This window comes from Collimonas sp. (assembly GCF_039923675.1).
Taxonomy (GTDB): domain Bacteria; phylum Pseudomonadota; class Gammaproteobacteria; order Burkholderiales; family Burkholderiaceae_D; genus Collimonas.
This window is the reverse complement of sequence record NZ_JBDTCG010000098.1, coordinates 1-17,637: the sequence shown is the minus strand read 5'-3', so window position 1 is coordinate 17,637 and position 17,637 is coordinate 1. Positions and strand designations below refer to the sequence as shown.

General features: G+C 54.2%; 17 protein-coding genes and 1 riboswitch. Of the genes, 12 read left to right on the top strand and 5 right to left on the bottom strand.

All coding sequences use genetic code 11. The features are described from left to right. The 5 genes from tolA to ABI171_RS22320 form a co-directional block, all read right to left on the bottom strand. Nucleotides 1–933: a cell envelope integrity protein TolA gene (tolA, locus tag ABI171_RS22340; RefSeq protein WP_348094771.1), complete on the bottom strand. Its 933-nt coding sequence runs from the start codon at nucleotides 931–933 to the stop codon at nucleotides 1–3. A 10-nt stretch (nucleotides 934–943) separates the two neighbouring features. Then, entirely contained in the window at nucleotides 944–1,378 is a 435-nt protein-coding gene (locus ABI171_RS22335) for a biopolymer transporter ExbD (protein ID WP_348094770.1), read from the bottom strand. After that, a complete protein-coding gene (tolQ, locus tag ABI171_RS22330) occupies nucleotides 1,378–2,085 on the bottom strand; it encodes a protein TolQ (RefSeq protein WP_348094769.1) in 708 nt (235 codons plus the stop codon). Before tolQ ends, ABI171_RS22335 begins: the two co-directional genes overlap by 1 nt. A gap of 245 nt (nucleotides 2,086–2,330) precedes the next feature. After that, nucleotides 2,331–2,789 (bottom strand): tol-pal system-associated acyl-CoA thioesterase, encoded by a 459-nt coding sequence (ybgC, locus tag ABI171_RS22325; protein ID WP_348094768.1) that lies wholly within the window; start codon nucleotides 2,787–2,789, stop codon nucleotides 2,331–2,333. Nucleotides 2,790–2,862: 73 nt separating this feature from the next. Continuing rightward, nucleotides 2,863–3,609 (bottom strand): SDR family oxidoreductase, encoded by a 747-nt coding sequence (locus ABI171_RS22320; RefSeq protein ID WP_348094767.1) that lies wholly within the window; start codon nucleotides 3,607–3,609, stop codon nucleotides 2,863–2,865. A 313-nt stretch (nucleotides 3,610–3,922) separates the two neighbouring features. Between ABI171_RS22320 and ABI171_RS22315 the strand changes: the two genes are divergently transcribed. From ABI171_RS22315 to ABI171_RS22260, 12 genes are all read left to right on the top strand, one after another. Continuing rightward, complete coding sequence (locus ABI171_RS22315; protein ID WP_348094766.1) at nucleotides 3,923–6,229, top strand: TonB-dependent receptor; 2,307 nt, start codon at nucleotides 3,923–3,925, stop codon at nucleotides 6,227–6,229. Between the two features lie 109 nt (nucleotides 6,230–6,338). Then, nucleotides 6,339–6,466: riboswitch (ZMP/ZTP riboswitch) on the top strand. An 88-nt stretch (nucleotides 6,467–6,554) separates the two neighbouring features. Next, entirely contained in the window at nucleotides 6,555–7,802 is a 1,248-nt protein-coding gene (glyA, locus tag ABI171_RS22310; protein WP_348094765.1) for a serine hydroxymethyltransferase, read from the top strand. A gap of 278 nt (nucleotides 7,803–8,080) precedes the next feature. Beyond that, the gene (nrdR, locus tag ABI171_RS22305) at nucleotides 8,081–8,548 is read left to right on the top strand and encodes a transcriptional regulator NrdR (RefSeq protein ID WP_038492129.1); all 468 of its coding nucleotides are present in this window, start codon (nucleotides 8,081–8,083) and stop codon (nucleotides 8,546–8,548) included. 97 nt (nucleotides 8,549–8,645) lie between these two features. Continuing rightward, entirely contained in the window at nucleotides 8,646–9,173 is a 528-nt protein-coding gene (locus ABI171_RS22300; protein WP_348094764.1) for a GspH/FimT family pseudopilin, read from the top strand. Then, on the top strand, nucleotides 9,167–10,063 hold the full coding sequence (locus tag ABI171_RS22295; RefSeq protein WP_348094763.1) for a PilW family protein: 897 nt from the start codon (nucleotides 9,167–9,169) through the stop codon (nucleotides 10,061–10,063). Before ABI171_RS22300 ends, ABI171_RS22295 begins: the two co-directional genes overlap by 7 nt. A gap of 111 nt (nucleotides 10,064–10,174) precedes the next feature. Beyond that, entirely contained in the window at nucleotides 10,175–11,260 is a 1,086-nt protein-coding gene (gene ribD / locus ABI171_RS22290; protein ID WP_348094762.1) for a bifunctional diaminohydroxyphosphoribosylaminopyrimidine deaminase/5-amino-6-(5-phosphoribosylamino)uracil reductase RibD, read from the top strand. Between the two features lie 16 nt (nucleotides 11,261–11,276). After that, complete coding sequence (locus tag ABI171_RS22285) at nucleotides 11,277–11,897, top strand: riboflavin synthase (RefSeq protein WP_348094761.1); 621 nt, start codon at nucleotides 11,277–11,279, stop codon at nucleotides 11,895–11,897. Between the two features lie 128 nt (nucleotides 11,898–12,025). Continuing rightward, nucleotides 12,026–13,237 (top strand): integrase arm-type DNA-binding domain-containing protein, encoded by a 1,212-nt coding sequence (locus tag ABI171_RS22280; RefSeq protein ID WP_348094760.1) that lies wholly within the window; start codon nucleotides 12,026–12,028, stop codon nucleotides 13,235–13,237. Further along, nucleotides 13,227–14,432 (top strand): hypothetical protein, encoded by a 1,206-nt coding sequence (locus tag ABI171_RS22275; RefSeq protein ID WP_348094759.1) that lies wholly within the window; start codon nucleotides 13,227–13,229, stop codon nucleotides 14,430–14,432. Before ABI171_RS22280 ends, ABI171_RS22275 begins: the two co-directional genes overlap by 11 nt. 174 nt (nucleotides 14,433–14,606) lie before the next feature. Next, a complete protein-coding gene (locus ABI171_RS22270) occupies nucleotides 14,607–14,885 on the top strand; it encodes an AlpA family phage regulatory protein (RefSeq protein WP_348094758.1) in 279 nt (92 codons plus the stop codon). Nucleotides 14,886–15,197: 312 nt separating this feature from the next. Continuing rightward, entirely contained in the window at nucleotides 15,198–16,874 is a 1,677-nt protein-coding gene (locus tag ABI171_RS22265) for a DUF927 domain-containing protein (protein ID WP_348094757.1), read from the top strand. 190 nt (nucleotides 16,875–17,064) lie between these two features. Beyond that, nucleotides 17,065–17,583, top strand: coding sequence for a phage/plasmid replication protein, II/X family (locus ABI171_RS22260; protein ID WP_348094756.1), 519 nt, complete (start codon nucleotides 17,065–17,067; stop codon nucleotides 17,581–17,583). Nucleotides 17,584–17,637 lie beyond the last annotated feature (54 nt).

Sequence of the window (17,637 nt, the reverse complement as noted above, 5' to 3'; positions counted from 1 at the left end):
TTACTGATCTTTCGGTTTATGGATTCCGATAAAGCTGGAAGGTACAGAACCCGATTTGTCTTTTGGATAAGGTGCCGATTTTTCAATGGCTCGCTTAACCGCTTCGTCAAAACCGGAAACTCCGGAGGATTTCTTCAGGCGCACGCTCGCCACCGAGCCATCCGGCAGCAATTCGACATCAAACTCAGCCGCCGGGTTTCCTGCCAGCCCGTCTGGAACATTAAAGTTGATGTTCGACTTGATCTTGGCGCCTACCCGCTGACCATAGCCCGGATCACCGCGCGGCCCTTGTGATTGCGCTGCGGTACCGGTGCTGTTGGCCGCGCCGTTACCGACGGCTTGGCCCAGCATGCGCTTCATTTCGTCGCTGCGGCGCTTGGTTTCAGCGGCGGCTTCGACAGCCTGTTTCTTCTTGGCGGCGTCGGCTTCCAGTTTCTTGGTAGCGTCCTGCTTTTGTTTATCCTGCGCCGCGGCCTTGTCCTTGGCGGCTTTTTGTTCCGCTTCAGCTTTCAGCTTATCCTTGTGCTCGTCCTCGGCTTGCTGTTTTTGCAACTGCTGTTGTTTTTCGAGTTCTTCCTGGTGTTGGAGATCCTTGCGCTCTTGCTCTTTGCGTTTCTTTTCCTTTTCCAAGGCAATTTCAGGGTCGGGCAGCGGCGGCGTCACGACCTTTGGCGGCGTGGTTTCCTGCACCACCGGCTCCGGCTTTGGCACGGGCGTGGGTTGTGGCACTGGCGTCGGTTCCGGCGCCGGCGGCGCGGCTTCCTTGATGTCCGGGCTCCAGACTTCAGCTTCTACTGCGATCGGCTGCTGGCTTTGCCAGTGGATGCCGAACCACAGAAATGCAAACAGGGCGACGTGCACAGCCGCTGCGAGGAGGATGGCGCGGATGCTGCCGGGTTCTTTTGGTACGGAATACGGGGAGTTGCCTGTCATAACCAGTTCGTCACTTTGTCGCCAGTCCGACGCGGTTAATGCCAAGCATCTTCGCCTCAGAAATGACCTTGATCACTTCATCGTATTTAATATCCTTGTCGGCGGAAATCATCACCGGCATGTCGGGTTTGTCGGCATGCAAGGCTTGCAGTTTCTGTTTCAGGCCATTTCTTGGCACGGTTTCAGCTACGCTGGTCCCGCTCTTCTGGCCATTCACGCGTACGCTGGTCTGCTCGCCCGGCTTCAAAGTGATCTCGATATATTCAGTCGGCGGCGTCGCCGATTTTGCTGCATTCGGCAAATTGATGACGCTCGGATTGGTCAGCGGCGCCGAGACCATGAAAATTACCAGCAGCACCATCATCACGTCGATGTACGGCACGACGTTGATTTCCGCCTTGAACTTGCGGGGGCGGCCACCGCGCATGGATGAGGTGCCGGACATTAGCGTGCCTGACGTTGCAAGATGTTGGAGAATTCTTCGATAAAGCTTTCGAAGCGGATCGCCAGACGGTCGACGTCATGCGAGAAGCGGTTGTAGGCAACCACTGCCGGAATCGCGGCAAACAAGCCGATCGCGGTAGCGATCAAGGCTTCGGCGATACCGGGCGCTACCGCCGCCAAGGTAGCTTGCTGGACGTTGGCCAGGCCGCGGAACGCATTCATGATGCCCCACACGGTGCCGAACAGACCGACATACGGCGACACCGAACCGACCGAGGCGAGGAAGGCCAGATGCGATTCCAGCGCATCCATTTCGCGCTGATAAGCCGCGCGCATTGCGCGCCGGGCGCCATCCAGCAGAGCTGCCGAATCGCTGTTGTCTTGAATGCCGCGGTTGCCCAGCGAGGCCTTGACCTTGTTGAACTCGTCCATGCCGGCTTCGAAGATACGTTCCAGCGCGCCGGTGCCCGAGCCTTTGCGGCGATTCGAGGTGGCATCCTGATACAGGGTGCTCAGATTGCCGCCCGACCAGAAGGCGCGTTCGAATTCTTCGGTCTGCGCGCGGGCGCTGCGGATCGCGAACATCTTGCGGAAAATATAGGTCCAGCTCATCACGGAAACCGCCAGCAGCAGCGCCATGACCAGCTGTACTAATACAGAGGCGTTGGTAATAAGGGTGATAAACGAAAGATCTTGGGTGACAGTCATGGATAGCGGTCTTGAGGAATGGTCTTAGGTTTAAGTAAAAGACTTAAACAGTGAATTGTAAACGTAAAGTGCTTACCGAATATCTGCGCTTGTACGGGCAAATACAGGAAATGTTTCCAAACGCTATCGCTTTACGCCAAGTTCGGTGCAACGATGCTTCAGACCATCATTGCTTGCGGAAGGTTCATTGTGGCGCAAAAATTGCTTTACGGAACTGTTTGGCGCAAGCGAGTCAGCAGCGTCTATCAGCCGCCAGCCGGGATCTTGACGCCGTGCCTGATGTTTTCCAGCACGTGCTTGGGAATCCCGCGCGGCCGGAAAGTATCGGCGCCGACGCACACCACCGTAATGCGTCCGGTGGCCATCAAAACCGGCTCGCCGTCGCCGACGCGCCAGGCTTGCTGGATGAACTCTACCGCAACCCGCCCGATGCGCTCGACCACGACCGTCAATTGCAGTTCGTCGTCCAGCTTTGCCGGCGAATGATAGTCGACGCTGGTGCTTTTGACGATAAAGATCGCGCCATCGGTTTGTTCCAGCGAACGCTGGCCGATGCCCGCTGCGCGTAGCCATTCAGTACGGGCGCGCTCAAAGAATTTCAGGTAGTTGGCATAAAAAACCACGCCGCCGGCATCGGTATCTTCGTAATACACGCGAATCCGCCAGCTGAAATCTGTGTGCGGGTCTGATAGGGGAAGGCTCATCGGTGTTGTTGCTTTTCAGAAAACAGGGGAAAGGCATGACGCCGGCCGAGGCCAGCGTCGATGTTGCGGGTTATTAAGTTCGCTTGATACTCATGCCGGCAAAACCCTGGCAGGTCGGCATCATTTCGATGCGGTTGATATTGATGTGCGGCGGCAGGGTGGCGACCCAGAACGCGGTATCGGCGATATCGCTCGGGGTTAGCGGTTGCGTGCCTTCGTAGACTTTGGCCGCAGCTTCATCGTTGCCGCGATAACGCACATTCGAGAATTCGGTGCCGCCGCAGAGGCCGGGCGCGATGTCGGTGGCGCGGACGCCGGTGCCGACCAGGTCGGCGCGCAGGTTCAGCGTGAACTGCTTGACGAAAGCCTTGGTGGCGCCATACACATTGCCGCCCGGATAAGGGTATTCGCCGGCGATCGAGCCCAGATTGATGACGGTGCCGCGACCGCGCGCCACCATGCCTGGCAACACCAGGCGGGTCATGGTCACCAGGCCTTTGCAGTTGGTCTCGATCATGGTTTCCCACTCTTCCAGCAAAGCCTGTTGCGCTGATTCCACGCCCAGCGCCAGGCCGGCATTGTTGATCAAGACGTCGATCTCTTGCCACTCTGCCGGCAATGCAGCAAGTGCGCTGCTGATCGAGGCTTTGTCGGTGACATCCATGACGATAGGCAAGACCGCGGCGCCCAGTTCGGCGGCCAGTTGGTCCAGCCGGTCTTTGCGACGGCCCGTGGCAATGACCTGATGGCCATTTTTAGTAAATTTACGCGCCATTTCGGCGCCAAAGCCAGCCGTTGCGCCAGTTATCAAGACAATCATGATCAATGCTCCTATTGTTGCAATACGCTAAGCGGGAAATTGTAGCCCAATTTGCGGGGCGTGCCGTTGACAAACTGGGTATGGACTGCGTCACTCGACTGAGTACCAGGATTGCTTTGGTGCAAGTCGCACCAGAACATGGCAACAGCGCGTGACACTATTGGTGTTTTGTTCAAGTTGTAGTTGATATGGTAAAACTATTTCCTGGCATAAATATTGCTGAAATGTGACTCGGGACACTAAATATCGCTAAATGTTATAGGGAACAACAACGATGAGACGCTATTCCGGGAGTTTGACCTGTGCGCTTGCCATGGCCGCAGCTTCGTCCACATTGTGGGTTGCCGGCGCTGCCGCGCAACAGGCCGCCGAGGGCGCCGCCGATACGGTTGATGCGCCGGGCGTAAAGAAGAGCGCAAAGCCGAGCGAGCAGCTGGAATCGGTGCTGGTCACGGCGCAAAAGCGCAAGGAAGATGCTAGCAAGGTGCCCTTGAGCATATCGGTGATCAGCGGCGAAGAGCTGCGGGCCTCGCATATCAACGATTTCTCGGACCTGACGCGGGCGGTGCCGAATATCTCGTTTTCCGGCGCCAGCGGCCCTGGCGCGGGCCTCAGCAATATTGAAATCCGCGGCATCAGTTCGGCGGCCGGTTCCTCCACCGTCGGGATCTACCTGGACGACGTCTCGATGACCACGCGTAACCTGTACAGTCTCGGCAGCAGCGAGCCGAAATTCTTCGATATCGACCGCATCGAGGTGTTGCGCGGTCCGCAAGGTACCTTGTATGGCGCCAGCTCGATGGGCGGCACCATCAAGTTCATCAGTAACCAGCCCAACCTGAAAGAGCGCGAAGCCAGCGTCTATTCAGAAGTATCGGGGACTGCCGGCGGCGGCACCAACTATACTGTCAACGGCGTCGTCAACCAGCCTCTGATCCCTGATCAACTGGCGCTGCGCATCGGCGTCCAGACCGGCCATCAAAGCGGCTATATCGACCAGGTCTCGCCGACCACCGGCAATATGATCGCGAGCGGCATCAATGCGCAGGATTCCAGCGTGGTCAAGCTGGCGATGAAATGGCAACCAACTCCCAATCTGAGCCTGACGCCCTCGGTGTTCTACCAGGAAGTCAATTCCAAGGATATCGACGCTTCGTATCTGGCCTTGCCCAAGAACCAGACCAGCAAGCTGGTGCGCGAGCCGGGCAACGACCGTTTGCTGGTGCCTAGCCTGACCGTCAATTACGACATGGGCATGGCCGACCTGGTTTCCGTCTCGAGTTTTTATCAGCGCACGTTCAACCGCACCCAGGATGGCACCACGGTGAATAACCTGGGACCGGCCGTGCCGGATACACCGCCGGGCTTGGCGGCGGCGGTCGGCGCCTTGCCGTCCGCGGTCTACCTGCAAAACCAGGTGCGGCAATTCTCGCAAGAGTTGCGCGTCGCTTCCAAGCCTTATGACCAGAAGGTGTCGCCCTTCACCTGGCTGGGCGGCGTGTATTACGCCAACCTGCATACCAACGTGACTGACAATGAGCCGATTTTCGGCTTGAACGCAACCTATGCCGCATTCGGTGCCAACCCCGCCGATCCGTCCCAGCTTGGCATCGCCTTCCCGAACGACAATTCCTATTTCAGCGAGCGTCACTACCATACCGAGCAAAAGGCGATCTTCGGCGAGCTGAATTACTATTTCGTGCCAACCTTGCATGCCACGGCGGGCATGCGTTATCTGCGCGCCACGGACGGCTTGACCCGCACCGGCGACTACTATTGGAACGGTGGCCCGACCAGTTCATCGGTGAGCACCGACTCCTCGGCGTTCACGCCGAAATTCTCGCTGAGCTGGGAGGTCGATCCCAATAACACCGTGTACACCTCGGCAACGGAAGGCTTCCGCCTGGGCGGCAACGATCGTCCGATTCCAGCTTCGCTGTGTGCGGCGGACTTCAACAACCTGGGCATCACGCAAGCGCCTACTTCTTTTAATTCCGATAAGCTGTGGAGCTATGAACTTGGCAACAAGTCGCGCTTGCTAGGCAATCGGCTGCAAGTCAATGCCGCCCTTTTCTATATCAAATGGAAGGGCTTGCAGCAGGATATCCAGTTACCGGGTTGCGGTTTCGACTACGAAACCAATGTCGGCAACGCCACCAGCTATGGCGCCGAATTCGAGATCAAGGGCAAGCCGGCCTCGAACATCGTGCTCGGCCTGTCCGGCGGCTACACCAACGCCACCTTGTCATCCGATGTGCCGTCCTTGCACGCACATGCCGGCGATCAGATCCAGGGTGTGCCCAAATATAACGCCACGCTGACCGGCCAATACAATTTCAATCTGCCGGGCGATTACTACGGCTTTGCCCGCGCCGCCGCCCACTGGACCGGCAGCAGCCACGGCACGCTGGTGGCCACCGACCCCGACTATCAGCGGCCGGCGTACAGCACGTTTGACGCCAGCATCGGCGCCACCTTCGACCGCTGGGAGCTGACCTTGTTTGTTAAAAATGCATTGAATAACGACAAAGTGATCCAGCGCCCCAATGTGCAGTCGGTATCGGAAGGCTACCGGCTGGAGCCGCGCACCATCGGCATCAGTCTCGCCGGCAAGATATAAGTCGTTAAGCCGTTATTGTAATGCTATGTTGAAGAAGCCACCGGGCCCATGTCCCGGTGGTGCACATTCTTGCTCAAATCAGGTGCTTCGCTTACAATAAGCGCACCATTTCGTCTCACGTGACTGGCGAAAAAACCATACCGCCGCAGATTCAAGAGATCGCGGCTGGCATTGGCAAAAGGTGGGCATCCACCGGGAAGCGTGAGATTTCATCCGCCGTACGCCTGGGCAGCCCGAATGGAAAGCACGACTGAGGCTGCCGCATTCCCCTGCTATTTCTGGCCCTCATTCGATTTAGGCAGACCCTTATCGTTTGGAGTATTACATGTTCGAGAAAAACCACACCATCGCCAATGTCGATCCAGAATTGTGGAGCGCCATCCAGAAAGAAAACCATCGCCAGCAAGAACACATCGAGCTGATCGCGTCGGAAAACTACACGTCGCCGGCCGTGATGGAAGCGCAAGGCACGCAGCTGACCAACAAGTACGCTGAAGGCTATCCTGGCAAGCGTTACTACGGCGGTTGCGAATTCGTCGACATCGCCGAGCAGCTGGCGATCGATCGCGTCAAAGAATTATTCGGCGCCGAAGCCGCCAACGTCCAGCCGAATTCCGGTTCGCAAGCCAACCAGGGCGTGTTCTTCGCCATGCTGAAACCGGGCGACACCATCATGGGCATGTCGCTGGCAGAAGGCGGCCACCTGACGCACGGCATGGCATTGAACATGTCCGGCAAATGGTTCAACGTGGTTTCCTACGGCTTGAATGAAAAAGAAGAAATCGATTACGAAGCCTTCGAGCGCCTGGCGCACGAAAAGAAGCCGAAGATGATCATCGCCGGCGCTTCCGCCTACGCGTTGCGGATCGACTTCGAACGCATGTCCAAGGTGGCCAAGGCGGTCGGCGCATACTTCATGGTCGACATGGCGCACTACGCCGGCCTGATCGCTGCCGGTGAGTATCCGAACCCGGTGCCTTACGCCGATTTCGTCACATCGACCACCCACAAATCCCTGCGCGGTCCGCGCGGCGGCATCATCCTGATGAAGGCCGAATTCGAAAAAGCCATCAATTCGGCGATTTTCCCAGGGATCCAGGGCGGCCCGCTGATGCACGTCATTGCCGGTAAAGCAGTGGCGTTCAAGGAAGCCCTGACGCCGGAGTTCAAGACGTACCAGCAGCAAGTGGTGAAGAATGCCGATGCTTTGGCGAAAACCTTGATTTCCCGCGGTTTGCGCATCGTTTCCGGCCGTACCGAATCGCACGTGATGCTGGTCGACTTGCGCGCCAAGAAGATCACCGGCAAGGAAGCGGAAGCAATCCTGGGCTCGGCGCACATGACTTGCAACAAGAACGCCATTCCTAACGATCCGGAAAAGCCATTCGTCACTTCCGGCATCCGTGTCGGCAGCCCGGCGTTCACTACCCGCGGCTTCAAGGAAGCGGAAGCGGTCAAGGTCGGCAACCTGATCGCCGATGTGCTGGACAACCCGCATGACGCGGCAACCATCGAAAGAGTCAAAGCGGAAGTCAAGAAGCTGACTGATGCATTTCCGGTGTATGCAGCTTAATTCTGCAATCTGATACGGAGTAGCGGCAGGTTTTATTTCCTGCCGCTACTCCTGGAAAGCATGGGCCCGTTGCAGCTTCAACTCTGCACGGGCCCAAGTACCAAGTAAAAGCAGGCAAAAGAACGCGCTATAAGCGGACAAGTACAGGCAATAACGAGCAAGAACCAGCAAGCCCCGATGCAAGACCCGGTTTTCAGCGATCGGCGCATGGCCCCGAATAGGAATAATGTAGAGATGTCCACACAGCCTGCCGCAATCATTTTCGGATTACCGCCATCATGAAATGTCCATTCTGCCAGCATGAAGAAACTCAGGTGCTTGACACCCGCGTCTCGGAAGAGGGCGATTCGATCCGCCGCCGGCGCCGCTGCATGCATTGCGACAAGCGCTTCACGACGTTTGAACGGATCGAACTGGCGATGCCGGTGATCGTCAAGAAGAACGGCAGCCGCACCGATTTCGATCCGCTCAAGCTGCGCGCCAGTCTGATGCTGGCCTTGCGCAAGCGCCCGGTGTCGGTCGAGGCGCTGGACGAGGCCTTGCAGCGTATCAAGGAAAAACTGCTATCCAGCGGCGAACGCGAAGTGTTGTCCGGCCATGTCGGCGAGCTGGTGATGCGCGAATTGAAACGGCTGGACAAAATCGCCTATATCCGTTTCGCCTCGGTGTACAAAAGTTTCGAGGATGTCGCCGAGTTCCAGAACATGATCGAAGAGTTTTCCGGGCCGCCGAGCCGAAGGAAGTAATTTCTTAAATAAGCAAGCGCCGCTCCGTCCGGCGCTATTTTTTGTCAGAATGGTTATCTGAAATGAAATAAAAATATTTGATAACCAGGAGCATCTGATGTTTTTCCCGAGATTACTGCGATTCAGCGGCGTAACGCTGATCGAAGTCATGATTGCGATAGTCATCGCCGGCATTTTACTGGCCTTGGCATTGCCGTCCATGCGCGGGTTCGTGATCCAGAACCGGCTCTCTGCGGAAAGCCGGCAGTTCATCGCTGCGCTCACCCTGGCGCGCAGCGAAGCCATCAAGCGCGGCCGGGCGGTGATTGTTTGCCGCAGTCCTGCGGCCGATACCACGGCAGCGCAGTGCAGCGCCGCAGCCAGCGCCACACATGCTGCCGGAGACTGGGGAGCCGGCTGGCTGGTGCTGGTGGCCGATAACCGTCAGATACTGCTGCGCCAAGGCGCACTGGACAAGCATACGCAGGCGGCATCCCCGCGCGCTACGATTACCTACAACGGCGGCGGCAACGTCGGCGGCAGCTTCACCAGTCTGTCATTCAGCAACAACGGTGAATTTGCGCGCCGGATTTGCATTGCCATTAGCGGCCGCGTCAGCTTGAAGATGGGGGAAGGCGCATGTTGAGGCGTGGCTTTTCGATGGTTGAGTTGCTGATCGCCATGGCCATAGGCGCCGGTCTGGTGCTGCTGACCAGTACTCTTTATCTCAGCAGCAAATCCAGCTTCCGCTTGAACGATGAAAAGCTGCGGCTGCAACAGGACGGCAGTTACGCCATGGCGCTGATGGCGCAAAACCTGCAGCAGGCCGGCTTTGGCAACCTGGCTTCAACGGGCAATCAGCCTGTCACCGATTTCATCGATCCCGATGGCGCTCCGGCGCAGGGTTTGCGCGGCTGCGAACACGGCTTTGCCAGGCCGTTGGGGCCGGGTAAGGACTTTTCCTGCAACGCGTCGGCCGGAATGGCAAGCTTTGACGTCGCGTATCGGAGCGACGATTTTACGGATTCAGGCAGCGCTGCAGGCGTCGATTGCAATGGCGCGAAGATAGCGCCGTTTGCGGTGCCGTTGGCGCATCCTGCCTATCAATTGAGGCCGTTCGTCAGTATTGCGCGGAACCTGTTCTTTGTCGCTACCCGTTCCGGGACTGCGGTCAGCGCTTTGTATTGCCAGGGCAATGGTAACAGCAGTGCACAGCCGGTTCTTAACAACGTCGAGCAGTTGCAATTGACTTATGGGGTGGCTGCAACGGGAGATTTTACGTTAACTCGGTTCCTGGACGCTACCCAGGTCGCCGCGCTATCCGATGATCAGCATGCAAACTGGAAAAGAGTCGTCAGCGTCCAGCTATGCCTGCAGATCCACGGCGAGCAGATGGTCGCCGCCGAGCCGCAGCACTACCTGGATTGCAGCGGAACTGAAAGATTGGCAAGCGATCGCAGCTTGCGCCAGGTATTCACGCGCACCGTGACTTTGCGTAATCACGCCGCCGCCAGCCTGTTGCCGCCGCCCGCGTGATCAGTGTTTATGCTCTATATCGGATTTTAATTGGCGGTGGCCACGCCATATTTTGTACAATCAGCACATATCCTCTTTCTGATCGCCCACCATGTCTCATACGCTCACCCCATGACCCAGGCTGAAATCTTCATGTCGCAAGCCTTGCAGCTTGCTGAGAACGGCCTGTTGTCCAGTGCGCCCAACCCTGCGATTGGCTGCGTGATCGTCAAGGACGGCCAGGTGATCGGCAGCGGCTTCACCCAGCCGCCCGGCGGCAATCATGCCGAAATCCAGGCCTTGCAGGATGCCGCCGCCAAAGGCCACGATGTGCGTGGCGCCACGGTGTATGTCACGCTTGAGCCGTGCAGCCATTTCGGCCGCACGCCGCCTTGCGCCGATGCGCTGGTGCGGGCCGGCATCGGTAAGGTGGTGGCTGCCCTGGAGGATCCTAATCCGCTGGTGGCGGGGCAGGGCATGGCGCGCTTGCAGGCGGCGGGGATCGCGGTCGAGTCGGGCGTGCTGGCGGCGCAGGCGCGGGAATTGAATATCGGTTTCTTTACGCGCATGCAGACCGGCAAGCCATGGGTGCGGCTCAAGGTCGCCGCCAGCCTGGACGGCAAGACCGCCTTGCATAACGGCCAGAGCCAGTGGATCACCTCGCCGGCGGCGCGCGACGACGGCCATATGTGGCGCGCCCGCGCCGGCGCCATCCTGACCGGCATCGGCACCGTCAAGGAAGACAATCCACAACTCACGGTGCGCACGGTCAAGCTGGCGCGGCAGCCATTGCGGGTGATTGTTGACAGCAAATTAAGCATCAGTCCCGAGGCAAAGATCCTGATTGGCGGCGGCAACCTGATCTTCACCGCGACCGTGGATGCCGCCAGGCAGGCCATGCTGGAGCAGCAAGGCGTCGAAGTCGTGGTGTTGCCAAATCCGAGCGGCAAGGTCGATCTGCCGCAGGTAATACTGGAGCTCGGCAAGCGCCAGATCAATGAATTGCATGTGGAAGCCGGCTCCAAACTGAACGCCTCCCTGATCCGTGAGCATTGCGTGGACGAGCTGCTGGTGTACCTGGCGCCGTCTATCCTGGGCGATGGCCGCGGCATGTTCAGCCTGCCCGCACTGGAGAATCTGCAGGATAAAATATCCCTGAAATTTCACCAGATCCAGCAAATCGGCGAGGATTTGCGTATCCTTGCACGATTCCATTAATTTTTTGATTGCTATCATGTTCACAGGTATCGTCGCCGCAGTCGGCAAAATCACTTCCGTTAAACCGCTTGGCGCCAGCGCCGAAGATGGCGTCCGGCTGGCGGTTGACGCCGGTGGCCTGTCGCTGGCCGATGTCGCTCTGGGCGATTCGATTTCACTCAATGGCGCTTGCATGACCGTGGTGCAAAAGACGGCAGACGCGTTTGAAGTCGACGTCTCGCGCGAAAGCCTGAACCGCACCGTCGGCCTTGACGTCAGCGGTGAGATCAACCTGGAAAAGGCGCTGACCCTGGCCGACCGCCTGGGCGGCCATCTGGTCTCCGGCCACGTCGACGGCCTCGGCCGCGTGGAAAAATTCGAGCCGGTGGGCGAGTCCTGGGAACTGGTGATCAAGGCTGCGCGCGATCTGGCCAAGTATTTTGCCTACAAGGGTTCGGTGGTGGTCAACGGCGTTTCGCTGACGGTCAACCGGGTTGACGATGTCGCCGATGGCTGCCTGTTTTCGATCAACCTGATTCCACACACGATTGAAGTGACGGCGTTGAAACACCTGCAGGTCGGCAAGCAAGTCAACCTGGAAGTCGACCTGATCGCCCGCTATGTTGAGCGTATGCTGAGTTTGTCCAGTAACGGATAATATATTTAATATAATCAATGACTTGATGGATTTTTATGTTTATTGATGTATTATAAAATGTAAAGAAGTGGCGGTAGTTTTACGGTATTATTGACGGTATTGAATCTAATATTTTGGAAAATACCGTCATGTCACTCACTGACCTCAAAATCAGAACACTCAAACCAACTGACCGCGCGCAGAAAATATCTGACACTGAGGGACTTTATTTGTACGTCACGCCCAATGGCACTAAGTCGTGGCGATTCGACTATCGCTTTACTGGCAAACGATTCACGCTTACCTTTGGAAAGTATCCGGAAGTGTCGCTTGCTGACGCAAGAGGCCTTCGTTTGGAAGCCAAACGTAAAATCAGCGCTGGTATTAACCCCTCGGTTGAAAAGAAGGCGTCGAAAGCGACACTACGTGCAACCCATCAGGACACATTTAAGACAATTAGCAGCGCCTGGTTCGATAGCAAAGTGAATTTGCGGTCTGATTCATGGCGTGCCTCAAATGAATTATATTTGCGACGTGACCTGGTTCCTCTCATCGGGAGTGCGCCTATTCGCACCGTTGACCAACATATGCTGCTCGGGGCGTTAGAAATTTGTAAATCTGAGCGAGGAGTAAGAACAGCGGACCGGGTTCGCCAAACGGCCCTGCAAGTATTTGAATACGCAATACGCAAATTCAAGGCTGATATTAATCCTGCAAAGCTGCTTAATGGATGGGAAGAAATTCCGGTACGCGTAAATCGCCCGCATCTTGAAGAGCATCAAATACACGATTTTTTAGATGCGGTTGACGCTTATGCCGGGATGCTTACGACGAAGCTCGCTGTGAAGATACTTGCACTAACATTCGTGCGGAAAAATGAAATTATCGATGCAGTGTGGGATGAATTTGATATTCCGAATAAAAAATGGATAATTCCTGCTGAACGCATGAAAATGAAAGAGGCTCATGTGGTGCCGCTTTGTACGCATACACTACTTGCATTGGAGCAGCTTCGACCCCTGGGTTGTGGATCAAAATATCTATTTCCCAGCAATAGTAGTTTGGACAAGTCAATCAGCCGAACAACTCTCAATGTCATGTTTAAGCGTATGGGCTACGGTAGTAAGTTTTCGCCACATGGAATTAGAGCTACAGCAAGTACATGGCTAAATGAAAAAGGTTATCGTCACGATGTAATTGAGCGCCAGCTTGCTCATTCCGAGAGAAATCAAATTCGGGCCAGCTATAATCATGCCGATTATCTAGTCGAGAGAAAACAGATGATGCAGGTGTGGGGTGACTTTTTGTTTAAGAACAGATATGAAGATTCACAGGAATTGAAAGACTTAAATGGATCGTGATAGTTCTGACATTGAACCTCATTTGTCGCTAAAAATCGCAACTCCCGAAAGACCTTTTGAACTTGTCGGAAATGAAGAGAATTTCGGACCTGAAGATTGGGCTTGGTTCTTCCTGCGAAAGAATGAAAAATATATAACTAGTTATCTTGAGCATAAACAAAAAACAAGAAAAGACCCTGTACGTAAACTCATGGGCTCCCTCAAGCAAAGCTCTAAGGTTAAAGCCTTGGAAATATTTGATCATGCGCATTTCGGGCTGTCCGATTGGGTTAATCCGAGCGAACTTTTACCAGAATTAGGAAAAAATGAGTCGTGGTTCTTTCCTCTGAAAAACCTTGTTTTGGAAAACTATGGTTTAGTTTCAGACTATCCAGAGAAGTACCTTATTTCCGACACTGTCCATCAACAGGGCAGATATCCGTTCTTGGCGTCTAAAGCAAATGCATTTGGATATAAGACTCCTGATACAAATGAATGGAACGAACGCGCATTTGAAGAGCCGGGCATAGAACTAATGTGGGTCGCTGTTGACTGTAGTGTTCCGGTCAAAGGTCAAATGACTTCATTGTTGAGTCTTGCTAAAATCAATCGAAACTATCTTTCAAAAAAGTCCAATATAAATCAGTTTAAGAAAAGCCCGGCTATGCAGCATGCGGTCGAAAGAATCAGCGAGTGCAATATATTCAACCATTTCAATTTCACGCCTGTTACTGGAGCCCCAGAAAGCCAACTTTCACTTGAATCATGGCGCGCTGTACGCATAAATTTACTTGGGAATCTTGTCGAGCAAGTTGGCGCATGCGAAATAAAGCTAAATGACATTCATAAGGAAGCGGTCAAGCAGAAATTGGCAACTGTTCCTCATCGAAGATTACGGACAGATTTACCCAATGTGCAAAGTGGCAATTCTCGGGGGAACGGTGGTCATTATCTTAAAGCTATACTTACTGTTTATGAGTTACACGATCAGGGATGGGACGATCACGAAATTCTTCACTGTACCCACATAGCCCGCATCGATCCAGAAACGGAACGGGCTAATTTGCATAAGCAAAATGCTTGGAAAATCAAATTTGGTTCTGATCTAGACGATCATATTGCAACCGCAAAAAGATATGTCGAAGGCGATTATCGTTGGTTAATCCATATTCAAAAACCTGTGCCTGCAAGACGAAAAGCCACCACGCAAAGATGACGTATTGTCAGTGATACTGACGATTTTCCATTAAATAAATTAGCCTCAAAGGCAAAGTCGCAGTCCAATTAGCATAAATAACGCCCCTTCACAACAGTTAAGGGGCGTTTTTGCTTTCGGTGGGGTTTTGAAAAGACACTTTACCTGCTGTGACACCTTTTGATATCCCACAAAATGCATTGTGATTCAAGCTCGAATCCAAAGTTATTTACATGGAGGTTTCAAATGGTTAGTGCCGTTATCAACAATGGAAAAAGTCTTGTGAATATCGAATTCCTGCCTGAAACAGGCTTCGTTCGATTGCCAACTGTCTTAAAAGTCTTTCCAGTCAGCACAGCTTCCTGGTGGCAAGGTATCCGCCTTGGTAGGTATCCAAAGGGGGTCAAACTAGGTCCTCGGACGACTGCCTGGAATGTCCGTGATATCCGAATGCTGATCGACAGCATTCAGTAAATAGTTTTCAACAAATATGCCGATTCCGTAGGCTGTTCTCTCAATGTCTGTAAGTCATGCAGACATTGAGGTGGGAAGACTGCGGCTGGTCGGTCGGCAATTCTTTATGGTCGCATGCCGAGATGAACAATAAAAGCCTCCTTGTTGGTGGCTGATATTGGAGCGGTGCAGCCCATGCGGTGGTTTGCCAAAAAGTGTATCTCACTGCTATCGAATAAACGTAGAGAATTTCTGAATCCGATCTGCCTAGCGCTTTACCAGATCGAAATACTTGACTAAAAAGGTTAAATGCACGCGATGGAAAATAGAAAGTTGGATAAAAATGAAGTTGGCTTTTCCTCTAAAGAAGCGGGTCTGTTCATGTGTGTCGATGGACAGGAGCAACGAATATCCTCGGGACTAAAAATTCTAGGTAAAGCTGCGGACAATAAGGGCATGAACCCTTCTTATGTACTCAGATTGAAACCGCTTATTGGCCCGATCCGACTGATCGAACTTCCACTTTCGTTCACGCCGAATGCGGCGCGGGTCGAAGAATTACTGACCGAGTCGGGTGTGGAAATCCAAGCAGGTTGCAGGCGTCATGTCCTGCGCTATATTCATGAAGACTGTCCGGCTCGATTCTTCATCCGGAGCCCAAGGGAAGGATGGGTTGAGTTGGGAAAAATGGAGCGTGCATACGTCATCGGCGAGAAGGCGTTCTCAGCGGACGGTGAGACAGGTGACGTGCTCCTTGGTACAGATGTGGTGACCTGCTTTGCGCAAGATGGCAATGAGGTCGACTGGTTGGCATTGACAAAGCTTTGCAAGGGGAACCCGCTGATGGTTTTTTCGATGTGCGCGGCATTTTCATCCGCACTACTTCTGCCGCTTGGATTTGATGCGGGATTTGTGATGTTCGTTGGGCCGTCAAGCACCGGAAAAACGACGCTGCTACGGCTGGCAAGTGCTCTATACACGCACCCGGATCGCCTTTCGACTTGGGAGGGAACGGCGAATGGCATAGAGGCAGAAGTCTTGCATCATTCAGATATGCCAATGGCACTCGACGAGATTGGGCAATGTGATATCAACGTCCTTGAAGGCTCCGCATACCGTTTAACGAACGCGGCGAGTAAATTGCGCGCAACTGCTTCTGGCGCGTTAGCGGCAACATCGCGACCGAGAACCGTGATTCTTTCGTCCGGGGAGGCACATGCCGTGGACCTACTTAGGGCGGCAGGAAAAACTGTCAAGACTGGGCAGGTAGTGCGATTTATCTCGATTCCAGTTGACGAACCGTACGGCGCATTCACAAATCTTCACGGAGAGGAAAACAGTGCCGCGTTCGTCAAGCGAATCGACCGCTCAATTCGTGGGGCTTATGGGCACGCATGGCCTGCTTACGTCACCTACGTTGCGGAGAATCAAGCTAGTTTTCCATCACAGTTTGATGACGTCCGCACCCGGCTTCAAAAACGGATTGGTGGCGAGTTTGCAATTGACAGCGACGATGGAATTATTGCGCGGGTATTTGACCGGTTTGCGATGACGGCGTTTGCAGGATTTGCCGCAATTAAATCGGGTGCAGTTGCATGGAGAGAAGAAGATGTAGTCGCTGCCGTTTGTCGCGCGTTCGGTCTATGGAGGACACAGTACCTTGAGCAAACCACTTCGCCGGACAACGCCTTTATCAATGATCTGCGTCATTTTCTAAGAGTTAACCACCACCGTTTTCCGCCGATATCGGATTACGAAAATTCGGAGAAAAGTACTTCTTTCGGGTTCGCGGCGCGTCGTCGTTCAAATGAAAGCGTCTTCTATATTCTGCCTGAATCAATGCACAAACAATTTGGAAAGGGTATGACCAAGACAGATCTAGATCGGGCGTTACGCCAATCCGGTTACCTGATTGCCGACAACCGTCCTACCAAGCAAATACACATTCCAGGCATGGACAACGTGAAGATGTCCTTTTACGTGATCCGGCAAAGCATCTTAAGCGACTGAGATCGCGTTGTTCTGCCGTGATGCCTACAAGTCACGTAGGCATCATAGTAAGTTGCGCCAAGCTCCTCATTCCGTTTATATCTTTGGTCATTTCGCTGATTGCAGCGAATATTGGGCCCTTTTACATACTAGCTGACATTGGGTATTTCTTACCATTTCCCACCCGGCCACCACTCAACACAAGGCAATTATGATTGATCTACTAGACATACAAATAGACATCCCCCACAAGCCATTCGGGGCAGACCGGGTAATACTGCGAGAACACAGCAATATAGCAAATGCGAAGCGTCTGAGTAAGAAGGTTGCGCTATTCGCCGATGCCCCTGACCTACTGGTTACATCATTGGATAACGGGCAGAAGATATCAATCCGATGCAGCCCGCTGAAGGCCATGCAGGGACATAACATCTTCGGCACTAGTAATCTGCGAGAACTGGGCTATCACTTGATTTGCTATGTCCTGGAAACCATGGAAATCCAGGCCAGCAATGGAAAGTTTAAACGCTGGGAGCGTGGTCATTACGCAATCCATGAACTGCACATCACGTATCGCCTTGGCGTGGGCTCGCACCTGTTTGTATTGCGGGTGCTGAAACACCTGCTTCGCAAGCTTAATGTGAAGTTACGTCCGGCCTGGATGAAGAAGGGTATTGGCATCGAGTTCAATTCGCCGAATACCGGGGTGTCAGCAGCGGTTGTAAACTGATACACAGCAGCGATTGAAAACTGATACACCAATTGAGAAGATGGTTGCTTTGCG